At 62.4% G+C, this 18,724-nt stretch carries 19 protein-coding genes; 10 read left to right on the top strand and 9 right to left on the bottom strand.

Features of this window, described 5'->3' with window-relative positions:
• Positions 1-57 precede the first annotated feature (57 nt).
• The 6 genes from V7787_RS03135 to graT form a co-directional block, all read right to left on the bottom strand.
• Positions 58-468, bottom strand: a complete 411-nt coding sequence (locus V7787_RS03135; RefSeq protein WP_336085590.1) for a SufE family protein — start codon at positions 466-468, stop codon at positions 58-60.
• Positions 465-1,670, bottom strand: a complete 1,206-nt coding sequence (locus tag V7787_RS03130) for a cysteine desulfurase (RefSeq protein WP_064493149.1) — start codon at positions 1,668-1,670, stop codon at positions 465-467. Before V7787_RS03130 ends, V7787_RS03135 begins: the two co-directional genes overlap by 4 nt.
• A gap of 81 nt (positions 1,671-1,751) precedes the next feature.
• Entirely contained in the window at positions 1,752-2,786 is a 1,035-nt protein-coding gene (dapD, locus tag V7787_RS03125; RefSeq protein WP_019437665.1) for a 2,3,4,5-tetrahydropyridine-2,6-dicarboxylate N-succinyltransferase, read from the bottom strand.
• A 31-nt stretch (positions 2,787-2,817) separates the two neighbouring features.
• On the bottom strand, positions 2,818-3,165 hold the full coding sequence (locus tag V7787_RS03120; protein WP_003252272.1) for an ArsC family reductase: 348 nt from the start codon (positions 3,163-3,165) through the stop codon (positions 2,818-2,820).
• 124 nt (positions 3,166-3,289) lie between these two features.
• Positions 3,290-3,589: a type II toxin-antitoxin system antitoxin GraA gene (gene graA / locus V7787_RS03115; protein WP_010952669.1), complete on the bottom strand. Its 300-nt coding sequence runs from the start codon at positions 3,587-3,589 to the stop codon at positions 3,290-3,292.
• A gap of 8 nt (positions 3,590-3,597) precedes the next feature.
• Positions 3,598-3,876 carry a type II toxin-antitoxin system toxin GraT gene (gene graT, locus V7787_RS03110; RefSeq protein ID WP_080574895.1) on the bottom strand — a complete coding sequence of 93 codons (279 nt, stop codon included), beginning with the start codon at positions 3,874-3,876 and terminating at the stop codon, positions 3,598-3,600.
• A 252-nt stretch (positions 3,877-4,128) separates the two neighbouring features.
• On the opposite strand from graT, the gene V7787_RS03105 reads away from it, so the two are divergent.
• On the top strand, positions 4,129-5,775 hold the full coding sequence (locus V7787_RS03105; RefSeq protein WP_064493150.1) for a Na+/H+ antiporter: 1,647 nt from the start codon (positions 4,129-4,131) through the stop codon (positions 5,773-5,775).
• A 43-nt stretch (positions 5,776-5,818) separates the two neighbouring features.
• Here V7787_RS03105 and dapC read toward each other — a convergent pair whose 3' ends face one another.
• Genes dapC through map form a run of 3 tightly spaced genes read right to left on the bottom strand, consistent with a single transcriptional unit; the run spans position 5,819 to position 10,572 of the window.
• Complete coding sequence (gene dapC / locus V7787_RS03100) at positions 5,819-7,015, bottom strand: succinyldiaminopimelate transaminase (protein ID WP_336085573.1); 1,197 nt, start codon at positions 7,013-7,015, stop codon at positions 5,819-5,821.
• Between the two features lie 30 nt (positions 7,016-7,045).
• The gene (locus V7787_RS03095) at positions 7,046-9,748 is read right to left on the bottom strand and encodes a [protein-PII] uridylyltransferase (RefSeq protein WP_010952673.1); all 2,703 of its coding nucleotides are present in this window, start codon (positions 9,746-9,748) and stop codon (positions 7,046-7,048) included.
• Between the two features lie 41 nt (positions 9,749-9,789).
• Positions 9,790-10,572, bottom strand: coding sequence for a type I methionyl aminopeptidase (gene map / locus V7787_RS03090; protein ID WP_003252286.1), 783 nt, complete (start codon positions 10,570-10,572; stop codon positions 9,790-9,792).
• Positions 10,573-10,918: 346 nt separating this feature from the next.
• Here map and rpsB point away from each other — a divergent pair, with 346 nt between their 5' ends.
• The 9 genes from rpsB to V7787_RS03045 all read left to right on the top strand — a co-directional run.
• Positions 10,919-11,656: a 30S ribosomal protein S2 gene (rpsB, locus tag V7787_RS03085; RefSeq protein WP_003252287.1), complete on the top strand. Its 738-nt coding sequence runs from the start codon at positions 10,919-10,921 to the stop codon at positions 11,654-11,656.
• Positions 11,657-11,841: 185 nt separating this feature from the next.
• Positions 11,842-12,705, top strand: a complete 864-nt coding sequence (gene tsf / locus V7787_RS03080; RefSeq protein ID WP_010952674.1) for a translation elongation factor Ts — start codon at positions 11,842-11,844, stop codon at positions 12,703-12,705.
• Between the two features lie 181 nt (positions 12,706-12,886).
• Positions 12,887-13,630 carry a UMP kinase gene (gene pyrH, locus V7787_RS03075; protein ID WP_003252294.1) on the top strand — a complete coding sequence of 248 codons (744 nt, stop codon included), beginning with the start codon at positions 12,887-12,889 and terminating at the stop codon, positions 13,628-13,630.
• Positions 13,627-14,184, top strand: a complete 558-nt coding sequence (frr, locus tag V7787_RS03070) for a ribosome recycling factor (protein ID WP_003252296.1) — start codon at positions 13,627-13,629, stop codon at positions 14,182-14,184. The genes pyrH and frr overlap by 4 nt, the downstream gene beginning before the upstream one ends.
• Before the next feature lie 15 nt (positions 14,185-14,199).
• A complete protein-coding gene (uppS, locus tag V7787_RS03065) occupies positions 14,200-14,955 on the top strand; it encodes a polyprenyl diphosphate synthase (protein ID WP_010952675.1) in 756 nt (251 codons plus the stop codon).
• The gene (locus V7787_RS03060; RefSeq protein WP_064493152.1) at positions 14,955-15,770 is read left to right on the top strand and encodes a phosphatidate cytidylyltransferase; all 816 of its coding nucleotides are present in this window, start codon (positions 14,955-14,957) and stop codon (positions 15,768-15,770) included. Before uppS ends, V7787_RS03060 begins: the two co-directional genes overlap by 1 nt.
• On the top strand, positions 15,767-16,957 hold the full coding sequence (gene ispC / locus V7787_RS03055) for a 1-deoxy-D-xylulose-5-phosphate reductoisomerase (protein WP_049587431.1): 1,191 nt from the start codon (positions 15,767-15,769) through the stop codon (positions 16,955-16,957). The genes V7787_RS03060 and ispC overlap by 4 nt, the downstream gene beginning before the upstream one ends.
• A 71-nt stretch (positions 16,958-17,028) precedes the next feature.
• A complete protein-coding gene (gene rseP, locus V7787_RS03050; RefSeq protein WP_064493154.1) occupies positions 17,029-18,381 on the top strand; it encodes an RIP metalloprotease RseP in 1,353 nt (450 codons plus the stop codon).
• Between the two features lie 73 nt (positions 18,382-18,454).
• Positions 18,455-18,724, top strand: a 270-nt coding sequence (locus V7787_RS03045) for a POTRA domain-containing protein (RefSeq protein WP_336085507.1), incomplete at its 3' end; no start/stop codon positions are given.

The raw sequence follows: 18,724 nt of genomic DNA, 5'->3' as shown, positions 1-18,724 counted from the left end.
CAAGCATGATGCCGTATCTGTGGGAGCGGGCAGGCCCGCGAAGAAACCGGCGCCGATTCAGTGGTTGGACGCCAACTCCGCCATCCGCTGCAACACCGCATGCAGCCCATTGCTGCGCGACGGCGACAGTTGGCGTTCCAGCCCGAGCTGGGTAAACCACTCGCGCAGATCAATCCCGGCCAGCTCCTCACTGGCCAGTCCCTGCACCCGCACCAGCAACAGCGCCAGCAGCCCACGCAACAAGCGGGCATCGCTGCTGGCCTTGAACCGCCACACGCCCTCGATCTGCTCGGCCACCAGCCACACCAGGCTCTCGCAGCCATGCACCCGGTTGGCCTCGGTCTTTTCGGCATCAGCCAGCGGCTCCAGGCGGTCACCCCACTGCATCAGCAGCCGCGCACGCTGTTCCCAGCCTTTGCCCTGTTGAAACGCTTCCAGCGCTTGGTGCGCCTGTTCCGGCAGGCTCATCGCAACAGCTCCAGGCCTTGGTCCAGCGCGTCGAAGAAACGCTGCACGTCATCGCTGTCGTTGTACAAACCCAGCGATACCCGTATCGCGCCTTCCAGCCCCAGCCCCTTCAGCAGTGGCATGGCGCAGTGGTGACCGGCACGCACGGCAATGCCCTGTTCAGTCAGCAGGTGAGCGATATCGGCGTTGTGCACGCCCTCAATGACGAAACTGGCCAGGGCCGTCTGCGGTGCGCCCAACACCCGCACGCCCTCGCGGTCGCCCAGGCCACGCAGCAGGTGCTGGTGCAGGCTGGCTTCATGTGCTGCGACCGCATGGGCATCGAGGCTGGCCAGATAGTCCAGTGTCGCACCCAGGCCGATCACCCCGGCAATCGGCGGCGTACCCGCTTCGAAGCCCAGGGGCGCGGGACGGAAGCTGGCGCTGTGGTACTCGGCCAGCTGCACCATCTCGCCACCGAACTGCCAGTGGCGCAACAGCTCCAGGGCCTGGGCGCGGCCATAGAGCACGCCGACGCCGTCCGGACCGTACAGCTTGTGGCTGGAAAACACATAGAAGTCGCAGCCCAGTTGCTGCATGTCCTGGCGACCATGCACCACGCCCTGGGCACCATCGACCACCGTCAGCGCGCCTTGGGCGCGGGCATGGGCCAGCAGCGCTGGCAGCGGTTGCCAGGTACCCAGCACGTTGGACAGCTGGCTGATGGCGAGCACTCGGGTGCGCGGGCCGATCAGTTGCAGTGCCTGGTCCTGGTCGATACGACCATGGGCGTCCAGTGGCAGCACCACCAGGCGCAGGTTGCGCCGGTGCGCCAGCTGTTGCCAGGGCAGCAGGTTGGCATGATGCTCCAGGGCACTGACGGCAATTTCGTCACCGGCTTCGAGGCGGTGCTCCAGGCCATAGGCCAGCAGGTTCAGTGCCGAAGTGGCGCCGTGGGTGAACACGATCTGCCGCGAGTCTGCCGCATTGAGCCAGGCGGCGACCTTGTCGCGGCTGGTTTCGAAGGCCTGGGTCGCCAGCGCACCTGGCAAATGCTGGGCACGGTGCACGTTGGCCGCGCCATGGCCGTAGTAATGGCTCAGGGCATCGAGCAAGGCTTGCGGCTTCTGGGTGGTGGCGGCGCTGTCCAGATAGGTCTGGTGCTGCCGTTGCAGGGCGGCGATGGCGGGAAAGTCGGCACGCCAGGGAGAGGGCTGGAACATGTTTGCGAGGCCTGGAATGAAAATCGGGTCTGGTGCATTGGCGCCAGACCCGATCTTAACACCTCAAACCCCGCAGGGTTCTCAGTTGTGAGCGTGCAGCGCTTCGTTCAGCTCGATGGCCGACTTGTGGGTCTTGCACTCTACCGCGCCGTTCAGCGAGTTGCGGCGGAACAGCAGGTCGGTCTGGCCGGCCAGGTCGCGGGCCTTGACCACTTTGACCAGTTCGTTGTTCTCGTCCAGCAGGTTCACCTTGGTGCCTGCGGTGATGTACAGGCCGGCTTCGACGGTGTTGCGGTCGCCCAGCGGAATACCGATACCTGCGTTGGCGCCGATCAGGCAGCCCTCGCCGACTTTGATGACGATGTTGCCGCCACCGGACAGGGTGCCCATGGTCGAGCAGCCGCCGCCCAGGTCCGAGCCCTTGCCGACGAATACGCCAGCGGAAACGCGGCCTTCGATCATGCCCGGGCCTTCGGTACCCGCGTTAAAGTTGACGAAGCCTTCGTGCATGATGGTGGTGCCTTCGCCAATGTAGGCGCCCAGGCGCACACGGGCGGTGTCGGCGATGCGCACGCCGGCCGGGACCACGTAATCGGTCATTTTCGGGAACTTGTCCACCGAGAACACTTCCAGCAGCTCGCCCTTCAGGCGTGCTTCCAGTTGCAGCTCGGCCAGTTCGCCCAGGTCGACCGCGCCCTGGTTGGTCCAGGCCACGTTCGGCAGCAGCGGGAAGATGCCGGCCAGGCTTACGCCATGCGGCTTGACCAGGCGGTGCGACAGCAGGTGCAGCTTGAGGTAGGCCTCTGGGGTCGAGCTCAGTGCGGCGTCTTCGGCCAGCAGGGTGGCGACCAGCGGCTTGTGGCTCTCTGCCAGACGGGTCAGCAGGGCGGCCTGCGCGGCGTCCACGCCCTTCACGGCTTCGGCCAGTTGTGCGGCCTGGGCGTTGCTGAAGGCGATGGCCTGGTTGCCACCTTCGTAACCGAGAACAGGGGCGACTGCAGCAACCAGTTCGGCGCTCGGATTGAGCAGTGGTTGTGCGTAGAACACTTCCAGCCAGGCGCCCTGGCGGTTCTGGGAGCCGACACCAAAGGCCAGGCTGAACAGGGTATTGGACATGTGATTACCTCGTGCGAAATAGGGTAGGGGCTCAGGCCAGGGCAGCGGCGTACAGGTCGGGCTTGAAGCCAACCAGGGTACGCGCGCCAAGGTCGAGCACCGGGCGTTTGATCATCGACGGCTGGGCCAGCATCAGCTCGACGGCCTTGGCCTGGTCGAGGTCTGCCTTGCTGGCGTCGTCCAGCTTGCGGAAGGTGGTGCCGGCACGGTTGAGGATGACTTCCCAGCCGTGCTCGTCGCACCAGCGGTTCAGGCTGTCGCGGTCGATGCCTTGGGTTTTGTAATCGTGGAATTCGTAGGCGATGGCTTTGTCTTCGAGCCAGGTACGCGCCTTTTTCATGGTGTCACAGGCTTTGATGCCGTAGAGCGTGTAGGTCATTGTGTACATTGGGGTTACAAGTCGCCCCAATCTCTCCGTTTTTCGATGTCAGTCGCGCGATTATGCGGGAACGATCCTCGCGGCGCCACGCCCGTGGCGCCCCTGTTTATTGATCAGGATGTGTTCAAGCGACCAGACGCTGGACCGACCCGATGATCTCATCGCCGTGTTGCTGTTCGGCTGTGCGCAGATCGAAGGCCGTCTGCAGGTTGAGCCAGAACTCAGGAGTGGTGTCCAGGCAGATGGACAGGCGCAGTGCCATGTCGGCGGAAACACCGCCCCGTTCGCGCAGGATGTTGTTGACGGTTGGCGTTGCTACACCCAACGCCCTGGCCAGAGCCGCGGCGCTGAAGCCCATTTCCTTCTGGAACTCCTCCCGCAGGATTTCACCCGGATGGATTGGACGCATACCGTTCTTGAGCATGATGCACCTCAGTGGTAATCGACAATTTCAACGTTAACTGGCCCGTGTTCTGTCCAGGTGAAGCAAACCCGCCATTGGTCATTTACACGGATACTGTGTTGGCCGGCGCGGTTGCCGCTCAGTGACTCGAGGCGATTGCCAGGTGGCGACCTAAGGTCTCGCAACTCTGTTGCGGCATCGAGCATGGCCAGCTTGCGCTCCGCGACTGACTTGATATCTGACCAACGCCGTGTCTTTCCCGTTGTGAAGAGCGCTTCCGTGTCGGCACAGCTAAAGCTTCGAATCATGAGCCTGAATGCTTAACGTTATTCGTTAATGGCGATTATACGACGGGATCGCTGTAGTTCAAGTCTTCAATAACGGGGCACGCGACTCGCAAGCTCCGGTCGCATCTGCTGGGTATCATCATGTTACATATTCCCCCGTCACCTGCGACTATCGTGCAGCGGCCCCGAACCGTCGGTCGCCGCTAACATATTGTTCCAATGGCGATGTTTCGCCTTGCTATCGTTTCTGGTTCACAAAGGAAGCTTTCCCGGATGCAGTCCGCCTACACCGTTCTCATCCTGCTGACGCTGGTCAGCCTGTCGAAGCTGGTCGGCCGTGTGATCCCGCTGCCATTGCCGCTGGTACAGATTGCCGCCGGTGCCTTGCTGGCGTGGCCGACGCTGGGCCTGCATGTAGCCCTTGACCCCGAATTGTTCCTGTTCCTGTTCCTGCCTCCGCTGCTGTTCGCCGACGGCTGGCGCATCCCCAAGCGTGAGTTATGGCGCATTCGTGGCCCGGTAGTGGCGCTGGCCGTGGGGCTGGTGTTGTTCACCGTGGTCGGCGCCGGTTACTTCATCCACTGGTTGCTGCCGAGCATCCCGTTGCCGGTGGCCTTCGCCCTGGCCGCAGTGCTTTCGCCGACCGACGCCGTGGCCGTTTCGGCCATTGCCCAGGACCGCCTGCCCACTCCCCTGATGCACATGCTGCAGGGCGAGGCGCTGATGAACGATGCGTCGGGCCTGGTAACCTTCAAGTTCGCCTTGGCGGCGGCGATCACCGGAGTGTTTTCGTTGGCTGACGCCAGCTTCAGCTTTGTGTTGGTCGCACTGGGCGGCCTTGCGGTGGGTGTGGTACTGAGCTGGTTGATCGGTCGCCTGCGCATGTGGATGATCACCCGGGGCTGGGACGATCCAGCTACCCATGTGGTGTTCATGTTGCTGCTGCCGTTCGCAGCCTACGTGCTGGCCGAGCGCCTGGGCGTTTCGGGTATTCTCTCGGCGGTCGCGGCCGGCATGATGCAGAGCTGGCTCGACCTGCTGCCGCGTCAGACCAGTACCCGCCTGCTCAATCGTAGTGTCTGGTCGTTGCTGGAGTTTGCCTTCAATGGCCTGATCTTCCTGTTGTTGGGCTTGCAGTTGCCAGACATCATCAAGGCTGTGGTCAGCCACGAAGCGACCCTCTGGCCGACATTGGCCTACCGCTGCCTGGACGTGGTGGCGATCTTTGCCGCACTGATTCTGTTGCGGTTCATCTGGGTCCAGAGTATCTGGCGCTCGATCGGTGTGGTACGTCGCTGGCGCGGCAAGCCGGCACTGGTGCTGATGCCTACGGCGCGTTCCTGCTGGTTGCTGACCTTGGGTGGTGTGCGCGGCGCTGTCACCCTGGCGGGTGTCATGTCGATCCCGTTGCTGATAGGGGCTGATACAGCTTTCCCGGAGCGTGACCTGCTTATCTTCATTGCTGCAGGGGTAATTCTGCTGTCGTTGATCAGTGCCTGCCTTGCCCTGCCGCTGTTACTGCGAGGGGTGACCAAGAGCCCTGACGAGCGCTTGCACCAAGAGGTACAGGAAGCCTGGCGGCGCACAGCCGAGGCGGCGATTCATGCCTTGGAGGCAGAAGAGGTGATCGACAGCAACGCACCGCAGGATGCTGCGCAGGCAACCTTGGCGACCGAGCTGAAGGCGCGCTTGATGGCTGAATACCGGGATGAGCTGGAAAGCTACGACGACAGTGCCGAAGCCAAGGCCCTGGCCGCACAGATGGACTTGCTGGAGCGGCGTTTACGCTTGCGTGCCCTGAGGGCCCAGCGGCTGGAGCTGTACAACCTGCATCGTCAGCACCTGGTGGGCGATGAGGTGGTGCGGCAAGTACTGGGTGAGCTGGATATGAGTGAGGCGAACCTAGGTTCAGTCAAGTAGACCCTATCAAGGCCCTTCGCGGGCGTGCCCGCGAAGGGGTTGATTAGCGGTTTTGCAGGAAGGCGCGAATGCGCTCCGCCGCTTCGATGCATTCGGCCAGCGGTGCAACCAGTGCCATGCGCACGCGCCCGGCACCCGGGTTCACCCCATCCACTTCACGCGACAGGTACGACCCCGGTACCACGGTCACATGCTGGGCTTCGAACAGGCCGCGGGTGAACTCGGCATCGTCGCCCGGTACCTTGGCCCACAGGTAGAAACTGCCGTCCGGGCGCTGCACATCCAGTACCGGCTGCAGAATATCCAGCACGGCATCGTACTTGGCCCGGTATTGATCGCGGTTCTCGCGCACATGCGCCTCGTCCTGCCAGGCGGCGATGCTGGCCAGCTGGGTTTGCACCGGCATCGCGCAGCCGTGGTAGGTGCGGTACAGAAGAAACGGCTTGATGATCCGGGCATCGCCCGCGACGAAGCCCGAGCGCAGCCCAGGCAGGTTGGAGCGCTTGGACAGGCTGTGGAACACCACGCAGCGCGCAAAATCGCTACGGCCAAGCTCGGCGCATGCCGACAGCAGGCCTGGCGGAGGCGCATCCTCGTCGAAGTACAGCTCGCTGTAGCACTCGTCGGCGGCGATCACGAAGTCGTGTTCGTCAGCCAGGGCAATCAGCTTCTTCAGGGTGTTCATCGGCACCAGCGCGCCGGTAGGGTTGCCCGGCGAGCACAGGAACAGGATCTGGCAACGCTTCCACACCTCGGCCGGTATGGCGTCGAAGTCCGGGTTGAAACCGTTGTTTTCCAGGCAGGGCAGGTAGTGCGGGGTGGCGCCGGCCAGAAACGCTGCGCCTTCGTAGATCTGGTAGAACGGGTTGGGGCTGATCACCAGGCCGTCATCGGCGCGGTTGACCACGGCCTGGGTGAAGGCGAACAGCGCTTCACGGGTGCCGTTGACCGGGAGGATGTGGCGGTCGGCGTCCAGCCAGCCGGCGGGCACGCCAAAGCGTCGTTCGCACCACTGGCCGATGGCCTGGCGCAGGGCTGGCAAACCGAGGGTGCTGGGGTAAACCGCCAGCTTGTCGAGGTTGTCGGCCATGGCCTGGGCGACGAACGCCGGCGATTCGTGCTTCGGCTCACCAATCGACAGAGCGATGGCGCGTTTGTCCGCCGCAGGCTTCACGCTGCCCAGCAGGGCGCGAAGCTTTTCGAACGGATAGGGCTGAAGCTGGGTCAAGGCATGGTTCATCGGCGCAAGGTCTCGTCAATCGTCTAATCGTTAAAAGGTCACGCGGGTCTGGCTGGTGTCGCTACCTTGGCCGGCCTGCAGTTGCTGCACGATGGCTTCCTGCAGGCGGCTGCACAGCTGCGGGTCTGACAGCGGCTGGTTGTCGGCATCGGTAATGAAGAACACGTCTTCTACCCGCTCGCCGAGGGTGGCGATCTTGGCGTTTTGCAGTGACAGGTCGAACTCCAGGAAGATCCGCCCCAGCCGGGCCAGCAGGCCCGGGCGGTCTGGTGCGGTGATTTCGAGGATGGTCACCGGCCGCTGGGCATCGTTGAGGATGGTCACTTGCGGCGGGAAGTCGAAGTGCTTGAGCTGCCGCGGTACCCGGCGCTGGATGATGGTCGGGTAGTCCTCGGGGTTGCGCAGCGCTTCGGTCAGGCCATCGCGAATCTGCTTGACCCGCTGCGGGTTGTCGCCGATCGAGCCACCGTCGTTGTCCAGCACAATGTAGGTGTCGAGGGTGAACTGGCTGCTCGACGTGATGATCCGTGCGTCGTGGATGTTCAGGTTCAACTGCGACATGGCCGCCACCGTCACGGCGAAGAAATCGTGCTGGTCGGGGGCATAGATGAAGATCTGCGTGCCGCCTTCGAACTCGCGCTGGGTGGTTTCCTTGATCAGCACCAGCGGCCCGCCATCGGCCGGTTGCTGCAGGATCGCATCCGTGTGCCAGGCGACGTCGGCGGCGGTGTGCTTGAGGAAATAGTCATCGCCCAGTTGCGCCCATAGCTGCTCGACGTCGTCCGGGTCGGTGCCCTCGCGCACCAGGATGTCCAGCGCTGACGACTGGGTCTGGCGAATCTGCTCTTCGCGGTCCAGCGGGTTTTCCAGGCCGCGGCGCAGGGCACGCTTGGTCTCGGTGTACAGCTGGCGCAGAAGGCTGGCCCGCCACGAGTTCCAAAGGCTCGGGTTGGTGGCGTTGATGTCGGCCACGGTCAGTACGTACAGGTAGTCAAGGCGCGTCTCGTCGCCCACGTGCAGGGCAAAGTCGTTGATCACCTGCGGGTCGGACAAGTCCTTGCGCTGAGCGGTGGTCGACATCACCAGGTGGTTCTGCACCAGCCAGACGATCAGGCGGCTGTCCCAGGCCGGCAACTGGTGCCGTTCGCAGAACTTCTGCGCGTCCACTGCACCGATTTCCGAGTGGTCGCCCTGGCGACCCTTGCCGATGTCGTGGTACAGCCCGGCCAGGTAGATCAGCTCGGGTTTGGGCAGGCGCCCCATGAGCTTGCTGGCCAGCGGGAATTTCTCGGACACCGGCGTGTATTGCAGCTTGCGCAGGTGCTTGATGAGGTTGAGGGTATGCGCGTCGACCGTATAGATGTGGAACAGGTCATGCTGCATCTGCCCGACGATCAGGCCGAACTCTGGCAGGTAACGGCCAAGAATGCCGTAGCGGTTCATCCGGCGCAGGTTGCGGTGGATGCCGATTTCGCACTTGAACAGCTCGATGAACAGGCTGGTATTGCGGATGTCGGTGCGGAACGTGTCGTCGATCAGGTGGCGGTGTTCGCGCAGCAGGCGCACGGTATCGGCACGCACGCCCTTGATCTCGGGGTGTTGGGCCATCAGCACGAAGATTTCCAGCATGGCGAATGGCGTGCGTTTGAACACGTTCGGGTGGGTGGCCTCGATATAGCCGTCATGCAGGCGGAACCGCGCATTCAGCGGCTGGGTGCTGCCACTTTCCTCATCGGCGAGGATAACCTCTTCGAAGTGCTGGATGATCAGGTCGCACAGCTGGCTGATGCTCATCACCACCCGGTAGTACTGCTGCATGAACTGTTCGATCGCCCGCTTGGGGTTTTCATCGCTGTAGCCCAGCAGCGTGGCGATGCTGCGCTGGTGGTCGAACAGCAGGCGGTCTTCGGCGCGTCCGGCCAGCATGTGCAGGGCGTAACGGACTTTCCAGAGGAAGTCCTGGGACGAAGCCAGCAGTTCATTCTCGCTTTCCAGCAAGAAGCCTTCGCCGGCCAGTGCGTGCAGGTTGAGCGTCCCGTACTGGCGGCGGGCCACCCACAGGACCGTCTGGATGTCACGCAGGCCACCTGGCGAACCCTTGACGTTGGGTTCGAGGTTGTACTCGGTGTCGTTGTACTTGTGGTGGCGGGCCTTGAGTTCGGCGCGCTTGGCCAGGAAGAACTCCTTGCTCGGCCACATGTGCGCGGTGCTGGTGACTTCCAGCATGCGCTGGCGCAAGGCCTCGGGACCGGCGATGGTGCGGCTTTCCATCAGGTTGGTGATCACCGTCAGGTCGGCGCGGGCCTGTTCGGCGCACTCGTCGACGGTGCGCACGCTCTGGCCGACTTCCAGGCCAATGTCCCACAGCAAGGTCAGAAAGCGCTCGATGGCGTCGCGGTACTGCTCGTGCTCGGCAGCGCCCAGCAGAATCAGCAGGTCGATGTCCGAGTGCGGGTGCAGTTCACCGCGCCCGTAGCCGCCCACCGCAACCAGGGCAATGCCGCTCTGGTCGCCCCAGTCGAACTGGTTCCACGCCTGTTGCAGGATATTGTCGACGAGCCAGGCGCGGGCCTCGATCAGCGGACGGATGTCGCTGCCGGCGCGAAAACGTTTGTCGAGCACCTCGCCGGCCAGGCGGATGGCTTTCTTGAAGGCGGCGATGGGGCTCGCCTTGAGGGCCAGTTCCGCCTGGAACTGGCCACGGTCGAACAGCTCGGGGTCCACCTGGGGCATCGCGTCACGTTCCTGTCGTGGGGTGGCCTGTCGGGGTGCGGTCAGGCCGAAGTGCGCGGGATGGTGTCGTCCTTGCGCAGGGTGAAGATCTCGTAGCCAGTGGCGGTCACCACCAAAGTGTGTTCCCACTGGGCCGAGAGCTTGCGGTCCTTGGTGATGGCGGTCCAGCCGTCGCCCAGCACCTTGGTGTCGGCCTTGCCCTGGTTGATCATCGGCTCGATGGTGAAGGTCATGCCTTCCTTCAGCTCCATGCCCGTGCCAGCGCGGCCATAGTGGAGGATCTGCGGCTCTTCGTGGAACACCTTGCCGATGCCATGACCGCAGAACTCGCGTACCACCGAGAAACCGTTCTTTTCCGCGTGCTTCTGGATCACTTCACCGATGTCGCCCAGGCGGCAGCCCGGCTTGACCAGCTCGATGGCCTTGTACATGCATTCCTGGGTGACCTTGGACAGGCGCTCGGCCCAGACCGGCACGTTACCGACGTGGAACATGCGGCTGGTGTCGCCGTGGTAGCCGTCCTTGATCACGGTGACGTCGATATTGAGCGTGTCACCGTCCTTGAGCGGCTTGTCGTTGGGGATGCCGTGGCAGACCACATGGTTGATCGAGGTGCAGATCGACTTCGGGTAGCCCTTGTAGTTGAGCGGTGCCGGGATGGCCTGCTGAACGTTGACGATATAATCGTGGCACAGGCGGTCGAGCTCTTCGGTGGTGACACCGGGCTTGACGTGTTCTTCGATCATTTCCAGCACTTCGGCGGCCAGGCGGCCAGCGATGCGCATCTTCTCGATGTCTTCTGCGGTCTTGATGGTGACGGTCATTACAGGCTCTCTACGGCGCCGTGCACGGCGCGAACAAACGGGAAAGGCCGGATTCTAGCAGAGCAGGGCGCCGATCGGTCGGGATAAAGGCGGTCATGCTGTTGTCTACAGCTCGCATTCTGGCGCGAAAGCCAGGGTGCTGCAAAAAGTGCTGACAGACGCAACAGTATCCGGGTTCCGTTCGCTCGCGGTCTGTGGTATAAAATGCGCCGCTTTCGGGGACGACCCCGTCAGCACTTAACCCACACACGTGTCGACACGATGACCTGGGTGCCCCGAGTTGCAGAATTCGCGGGTTGGTCATTGGGATACGTGGAGGCCCAACCCGACTTATCAAGGAACTATCATGTCCCAAGTCAACATGCGCGATATGCTGAAGGCCGGTGTGCACTTCGGCCACCAGACCCGTTACTGGAACCCGAAAATGGGCAAGTACATTTTCGGCGCGCGTAACAAGATCCACATCGTCAACCTGGAAAAAACCCTGCCAATGTTCAACGACGCTCTGTCGTTCGTAGAGCGCCTGGCCCAGGGCAAGAACAAGATCCTGTTCGTCGGCACCAAGCGTTCCGCCGGCAAGATCGTCGCCGAGCAAGCCGCTCGTTGCGGTTCGCCGTACGTTGACCACCGTTGGTTGGGCGGCATGCTGACCAACTACAAGACCATCCGCGCTTCGATCAAGCGTCTGCGCGACCTGGAAACCCAGGCCGAAGACGGCACTTTCGCCAAGCTGACCAAGAAAGAAGCCCTGATGCGCTCCCGCGACCTGGAAAAACTGGATCGCAGCCTGGGTGGCATCAAGGACATGGGCGGTCTGCCAGACGCTCTGTTCGTTATCGACGTTGATCACGAGCGCATCGCGATCACCGAAGCCAACAAACTGGGTATCCCGGTCATCGGCGTTGTCGATACCAACAGCAGCCCGGAAGGTGTTGACTACATCATCCCAGGTAACGATGACGCCATTCGCGCTATCGAGCTGTACATGACTTCGATGGCTGACGCAGTCATCCGCGGCCGCAACAACGTTGCCGGCGGCACCGAAGTTTACGCTGAAGAAGCGGCTGCACCTGCTGCTGAGTAATAGGCGCTAGCGTCTACTTGGCACGCAAAAAGGGGGCTTTGCCCCCTTTTTGCCACCTTGAAATCCTGCTGTCAGCATCGGCCCCGCATCATGGGCCTGCTGAAATGAAAACAGCGGATTAGCAGAATTGAACGCCCGTGATTGACGGGTGGAATGGTTGAAAAACTTTCCAAGAGGATTTTGAAATGGCAGCAATTACTGCAGCGCTGGTAAAAGAACTGCGCGAGCGTACCGGCGAAGGCATGATGGATTGCAAAAAGGCCCTGGAAAAGGCCGGCGGCGACATCGAGAAAGCCATTGACGACATGCGTGCCTCGGGCGCCATCAAGGCCGCCAAGAAGGCTGGCAACGTCGCTGCTGAAGGCGCTATCGCCGTCAAGACCGACGGTACTTCCGCCGTCCTGCTGGAAGTGAACTCGCAGACCGACTTCCTGGCCCTGCAAGACGACTTCAAGAACTTCGTGGCCGAAAGCCTCGAAGAAGCCTTCGCCCAGAAGCTGACCGACGCCGCTCCGCTGATCGCCTCGCGTGAAGCTGCTCGTGAAGCCCTGGTTGCCAAGTGCGGCGAGAACGTCAACATCCGTCGCCTGGTGCGCGTTGAGGGTGACGTTGTCGGTGCCTACCTGCACGGCAACAAGATCGGCGCTGTCGTCGTTCTGAAAGGCGGTGACGTGGAGCTGGCGAAGAACATCGCCATGCACGTTGCAGCTTCGAACCCTGAGTTCCTGGATTCGTCGGAAATCTCCGCCGAGGCCATCGAGCGCGAGAAGAATGTCTTCCTGCAGCTGAACGCCGACAAGATCGCCGGCAAGCCGGAAAACATCGTTGAGAACATGATCAACGGTCGTATCACCAAGTTCAAGGCCGAAGCCTCGCTGAAAGAGCAAGCCTTCGTCATGAACCCGGAAATCAAGGTTGGCGAGCTGGCCAAGAAAGCCGGTGCTGAAATCGTTTCCTTCACCTACTTCAAAGTAGGCGAAGGCATCGAGAAGCCAGTCGACGACTTCGCTGCTGAAGTTGCCGCTCAGGTCGCTGCTGCCAAGCAGTAAGACAGCCCCGTCTGTCGCCCCAAAGAGGCTGCCCGCTCACGCGCGCAGCCTCTTTGTCAAAACGGGGAGGGGTTTATACGACTCCCTCTTCGCTGGCACCGAAGCGGTGCCACGCTACAGTTAGCAGGCTGCAAACAGCCCGCACGAATTTTCTAAAAGTACGCCGCAGGAGAGACTCGCAATGGCTCAGCAGGTGAGTGGTCGCCAACCTCGCTATAAACGCATTTTGCTCAAACTTAGCGGCGAGGCCCTGATGGGCTCGGAAGACTTCGGGATCGACCCGAAAGTGCTGGATCGCATGGCGCTTGAAGTTGGCCAGCTGGTAGGGATCGGTGTCCAGGTCGGCCTGGTTATCGGTGGTGGCAACCTGTTCCGCGGCGCCGCGCTCAGCGCAGCCGGCATGGACCGCGTCACAGGTGACCACATGGGGATGCTGGCTACCGTGATGAACGGCCTGGCCATGCGCGATGCGCTGGAGCGCTCGAACATCCCGGCCCTGGTCATGTCGGCCATTTCCATGGTGGGTGTCACCGATCATTACGATCGCCGCAAAGCTATTCGTCACCTCAACTCCGGGGATGTGGTAATTTTCTCCGCCGGTACCGGCAACCCGTTCTTCACCACCGACTCCGCGGCCTGCCTGCGCGCCATCGAAATCGATGCTGACGTGGTGCTGAAGGCGACCAAGGTCGATGGCGTGTACACTGCCGATCCATTCAAGGACCCGCATGCCGAGAAATTCGATCACCTGACCTACGATGAGGTTCTGGATCGCAAGCTGGGTGTGATGGACCTGACCGCAATCTGCCTGTGCCGTGACCACAAGATGCCATTGCGGGTATTCAACATGAACAAGCCTGGCGCCCTGCTGAACATCGTGGTGGGTGGCGCTGAAGGCACACTGATCGAGGAAGGCCAAGCATGATCAACGACATCAAGAAAGACGCGCAGGAGCGCATGGGCAAGTCCATCGAAGCCCTGTCCCGCAACCTGGCTGCAATCCGCACCGGTCGCGCTCACCCAAGCATCCTGGACAGCGTCAAGGTTACCGCCTGGGGTAGCGAAATGCCGCTGAACCAGGTCGCCGCGATCACCGTCGAAGATGCCCGCACCCTGAAGATCGTCGCTCACGACAAGAACCTCAGCGCTGCCATCGAAAAGGCCATCCTCACCTCCGATCTGGGCCTTAACCCGTCCAGCGCCGGTACCACCATCCGTGTGCCGATGCCGGCCCTGACCGAGGAAACCCGCAAGGGCTACACCAAGCAGGCCAGCGGTGTTGCCGAGGATGCCAAGGTAGCCGTGCGCAACGTGCGCCGCGACGCCCTGGCTGACCTGAAAAAGCTGACCAAGGACAAGGAAATCAGCGAAGACGAAGAGCGTCGCGCCGCGGACGAGATCCAGAAGCTGACCGACAAGTTCGTCGCCGAAGTGGATGCTGCCTTCAAAGCCAAGGAAAAGGACCTGATGGCCGTCTAAGGCCGGGGTTTTTTAATGGAAAAGACCAAGCCAGCGGCGCCGTCCTCGGTGCCGCGTCATGTCGCGATCATCATGGATGGCAACAACCGCTGGGCGAAAAAACGCCTGCTGCCCGGCGTAGCCGGGCACAAGGCGGGTGTGGATGCCGTTCGCGCGGTCATCGAAGTCTGTGCCAAGTCCGGGGTCGAGGTACTGACCCTGTTCGCCTTCTCCAGCGAGAACTGGCAGCGCCCTGCCGAAGAGGTCGGTGCGCTGATGGAGCTGTTCTTCTCGGCGCTGCGCCGTGAGGCCAAGCGCCTTGACGAGAACAACATCAGCCTGCGCATCATCGGCGACCGTTCGCGTTTCCATCCTGAGCTGCAGGCCGCCATGCGCGAGGCCGAGGCAGTGACCGCTGGCAACAACCGTTTCATTCTGCAGATAGCAGCCAACTACGGTGGTCAGTGGGACATCGCCCAGGCTGCCCAGCGGCTGGCGCGGGAAGTGCAAGCCGGGCACCTGCGCCCGGAAGACATCACCCCGGGTCTGCTGCAGACCTGCCTGGCAACCGGCGACCTGCCGTTACCGGACCTGTGCATTCGCACCGGTGGCGAGCACCGCATCAGCAATTTCCTGTTGTGGCAGCTGGCCTATGCCGAGTTGTACTTCTCCGACCTCTACTGGCCGGACTTCAAACACGAGGCCATGCGCAATGCCCTGGCCGATTTCGCTTCGCGCCAGCGCCGCTTCGGTAAGACCAGCGAGCAGGTCGAGGCTGGAGCTCGTGCTTAATGCTTAAACAACGCATCATTACTGCGCTGATCCTGCTGCCGGTCGCGCTGGGTGGTTTCTTCCTGCTCAATGGCGGGGATTTCGCCCTGTTCATCGGCTTCGTAGTGACCCTCGGTGCCTGGGAGTGGGCGCGCCTTGCAGGGCTGATGGCCCAGCCGCTGCGCATTGCCTATGCAGCGGTGGTCGCGGGGGCGCTGATGCTGCTGTACATCCTTCCGGAACTGGCGCCCTGGGTGCTGGGCGCTGCCGTGATCTGGTGGGGGCTGGCCACCTGGCTGGTGCTTACCTACCCGCGCAGCAGCGACCTGTGGGCCAGTGCTGCCTGTCGGTTGTTGATCGGCCTGCTGGTGTTGCTACCGGCCTGGCAAGGGCTGGTGCTGCTCAAGCACTGGCCCTTGGGAAACTGGCTGATCCTGTCGGTCATGGTGCTGGTGTGGGCCGCCGACATCGGTGCGTACTTCTCTGGCCGGGCATTCGGCAAGCGCAAGCTGGCTCCGCAGGTCAGCCCGGGCAAGAGTTGGGAAGGCGTGTACGGTGGCCTGGCGATCAGCCTGTTGATTACCCTGGGTGTCGGCATCAGTCGCGACTGGGGCTTTGGTCAGATCCTGCTGGGCCTGTTGGGCGCTGCGTTGCTGGTGATGTCCTCGGTGGTCGGTGACCTGACCGAGAGCATGTTCAAGCGTCGCTCCGGTATCAAGGACAGCAGCAATCTGCTGCCTGGGCATGGGGGGGTGCTCGATCGCATTGACAGCCTGACTGCCGCAATCCCGGTCTTCGCCGTGCTGTTGTGGGCTGCCGAGTGGGGTGTGATGTGAGTCGCCCGCAACGTATTACCGTGCTCGGGGCCACCGGCTCCATTGGCCTGAGCACGCTGGATGTGATTGCGCGTCATCCTGACCGTTATCAAGCGTTCGCCCTCACTGGCTATTCGCGCATCGACGAGCTGTTGGCGCTATGCGTGCGTCATCGTCCGGCCTTCGCTGTGGTGCCGAGCACTGAGGCGGCGGTGAGGTTGCGTGCGAGTCTGGCTGCGGCCGGTTGCACCACCGAGGTGCTGGAAGGTGAGGCCGGGCTTTGCCAGGTGGCGTCGGCCGCTGAAGTGGATGCAGTGATGGCAGCCATTGTCGGTGCTGCCGGCCTGCGCCCCACGCTGGCGGCGGTCGAGGCAGGCAAGAAGGTGTTGCTGGCCAACAAGGAAGCACTTGTGATGTCCGGCGCACTGTTCATGGAGGCGGTGCGGCAAAAGGGTGCCGTGCTGCTGCCGATCGACAGCGAACACAACGCTATCTTCCAGTGCATGCCAGGCGACTACGCCCGTGGCCTGAGTGCCGTCGGTGTGCGCCGGATCCTGCTTACCGCGTCCGGCGGGCCGTTCCGCGAAACGCCGGTCGAGGCGCTGCTGGACGTGACTCCGGAGCAAGCCTGTGCGCACCCCAACTGGTCCATGGGGCGCAAGATCTCCGTGGATTCGGCCAGCATGATGAACAAAGGCCTCGAGTTGATCGAAGCCTGCTGGTTGTTCGATGCCGTGCCGTCCAAGGTTGAGGTGGTGGTGCACCCGCAGAGCGTGATCCACTCGCTGGTCGACTACGTGGACGGTTCGGTACTCGCGCAGTTGGGCAACCCGGACATGCGTACGCCAATCGCCAACGCGTTGGCTTGGCCGGAACGGATCGATTCCGGGGTTGCCCCTCTGGACCTGTTCGCCATCGCCCGTCTGGATTTCCAGGCGCCCGACGAACAACGCTTCCCTTGCCTGCGCCTTGCGCGGCAGGCTGCCGAGGCCGGCAACAGCGCGCCTGCCGTGCTCAATGCGGCCAACGAAGTCGCGGTCCAGGCATTTCTTGAACGGCGCATCCGCTTCCCGGAGATCGCGGGTATGATCGAACAGGTACTCGACCAGGAACCCGTCGTACCGCTGCCGTCGCTGGATGCGGTATTTGCCGCCGATCAGCGTGCCCGGGAGCTTTCCCGTGAGTGGCTGAGGCGTCACGGCCGCTGATGCAGGCCCGCCAAGGTTCGTGAGGGGGCTGGGCAGGATGCCGGCCCGCTGAACATCATTCGGAGATGGACATGACAGCGCTCTACATGATTATCGGCACCCTCGTGGCTCTGGGTGTGCTGGTCACTTTCCACGAATTCGGTCACTTCTGGGTGGCGCGCCGCTGCGGCGTCAAGGTGCTGCGTTTCTCGGTGGGGTTCGGTACACCGCTGCTGCGGTGGCATGACCGCCACGGCACCGAGTTCGTTGTTGCGGCCATTCCTCTGGGTGGCTACGTCAAGATGCTCGACGAGCGCGAAGGCGATGTGCCGCCGGCGCTGGCCGGGCAGTCGTTCAACCGCAAGTCGGTGCGCCAGCGGATTGCGATTGTCGCGGCAGGCCCGATCGCCAATTTTCTGCTGGCTATCCTGTTTTTCTGGGTGCTGGCGATGCTGGGTACCCAGCAAGTCCGCCCGGTTATCGGCGTGGTCGACAGTGGCAGCCTGGCAGCATCTGCAGGGCTGACCGCAGGTCAGGAAATTGTTTCTGTAGATGGCAAGCCGACCAACGGTTGGTCGGCGGTCAATTTGCAGCTGGTTCGTCGTCTGGGCGAGAGCGGTACCTTGCAGATTGGCGTGCGCGATGAGGGCGCCAGCGCCGAGCGCCAGCTGCAGGTCAAGCTGGACAATTGGCTCAAGGGCGCCGACGAGCCGGACCCGATTCAATCCCTGGGGCTGCGCCCTTGGCGCCCGGCGATCACCCCGGTGCTGGCCGAGATCGATCCGAAGGGGCCGGCTGCCGCTGCGGGCTTGAAAACCGGTGACAAGCTGCTGGCTCTGGATGATGTGGCAGTGACCGAATGGCAGCAGGTAGTCGACCGCGTGCGCGCCCGTCCGGATGCCAAGGTCATGGTGCGAGTGGAGCGCGACGGCGCTGCCCTGGAGCTGCCGGTGACCTTGGCCCGCAAGGGGGAGGGCAAGGCAGTCGGTGGCTATCTTGGCGCTGGTGTCAAAGGTGGCGAATGGCCTGCCAACATGCTCCGCGAAATCAGCTACGGCCCGCTGGATGCGGTGGGTGAGAGCTTGTCGCGTACCTGGAACATGAGCGTCCTGACCCTTGAATCGCTGAAGAAAATGCTGTTCGGGGAGCTCTCGGTAAAAAACTTGAGTGGACCGATAACCATTGCTAAAGTGGCGGGCGCTTCAGCCCAGTCCGGCGTGGGGGATTTCCTGAATTTCCTGGCCTACCTGAGCATAAGCCTGGGGGTTCTTAACCTGCTGCCCATTCCAGTACTGGATGGGGGGCATTTGCTGTTTTACCTGGTCGAGTGGGCGCGCGGTCGTCCGCTGTCGGATCGGGTGCAAGGTTGGGGGGTTCAGATCGGTATCAGTTTGGTCATAGGGGTGATGTTGCTCGCCCTGATCAACGATCTGGGTCGACTATAAAGCTTCGCTCAATTGCGAACCTGCCGTTCTGTGACGGCAGGTTGTTTATTGCCAGTTGGAATAAAAGGACTTCATGAAACGTCTGCTGCTAACTGCGGTCATGTCCGCACTGATGATCGCTGAAGTTCACGCCGAGTCCTTCACCATCTCCGATATTCGCGTCAACGGCCTGCAGCGGGTTTCCGCCGGCAGTGTGTTCGGTGCCTTGCCACTGAACGTTGGCGACCAGGCTGACGACCGCCGCCTGGTGGACTCGACTCGTTCCCTGTTCAAGACCGGGTTCTTCCAGGACATCCAGTTGAGCCGCGATGGCAATGTGCTGATCATCAACGTGGTCGAGCGC

It is taken from the genome of Pseudomonas sp. CGJS7, assembly GCF_036961695.1.
Note: the sequence above shows the minus strand (reverse complement) of the source record. Positions and strands in the feature narration are given on the sequence as shown.